This is a genomic window from Alcanivorax sp. HI0044 (genome assembly GCF_001634945.1).
The window spans coordinates 1-713 of the sequence record NZ_LWEZ01001930.1 but is presented as its reverse complement, the minus strand read 5'-3'; the positions used below and the strand labels follow the sequence as shown (position 1 = coordinate 713).

1 protein-coding gene and 1 pseudogene are annotated in these 713 nt (G+C 60.6%); one reads left to right on the top strand and one right to left on the bottom strand.

The window, feature by feature from the left end:
* The coding region (locus A3730_RS28655) for a LysE family translocator (RefSeq protein ID WP_063539426.1) at window positions 1-418 on the top strand (418 nt) is incomplete at its 5' end.
* Between the two features lie 216 nt (window positions 419-634).
* Here A3730_RS28655 and A3730_RS33120 read toward each other — a convergent pair.
* Window positions 635-713, bottom strand: a pseudogene (locus A3730_RS33120) (multicopper oxidase domain-containing protein); the annotation flags it as partial.

The following is a 713-nucleotide window of genomic DNA, read 5'->3' as shown; positions in this document are numbered from 1 at the left end:
GCAGCTTTTTTCCATGGCCGGGGCCATGTTCCTGTTGTGGATGGCATGGAAAAGCTGGCAGGCCGGCCGCGAGCCGCTACCCGCCGCGGATTCAAGCAAGCGCAGCAGCGTGCTTCGCGGCGCCGCCCGGGACGGATTCATGGTGGCGTTCCTCAATCCCAAGGTGGCCCTGTTTTTCCTCGCCGTGTTCAGCCAGTTTCTTGAAGCGGACATGAGCCACCTCGCCCGGGCCCAAATCGTACTCACCGCCATGTTTATCGATGGCGGCTGGTATGTGCTGGTGGCCATCCTGCTGGGACGCAGCCGCTTTCTGCCCTGGTTACGCGACCACCACCACTGGGTGGAGCGAGCCACCGCCGTGCTACTGGTGATCATCGCCGCCAGTGTGGTCATCAATTCACTGATCCGAACCGCTTGACCTTGGGGTTACCCCAAGGTCAATAATGCAAGCATGTCACGTGTATCGAGAAGACAATGCCGGGCGATGATCGCCACCTTGCTCGCCACCACCCTGATGGTGGTGAGCAGCTTGCTGTCTGCCAATACACTCACCATGGCCATGTCCACGGCTACCGACAGCCCCATGACGCCCTCCTCCATGACACACTGTCACCACTCTGCCGACACGCCCGACGGTGCCACTTTGTTTTACGGTAAAGCGATAGGTAAAGGTTTCGCCGGGGGCGATGCCATCGAAGGACAACCCCGGCACG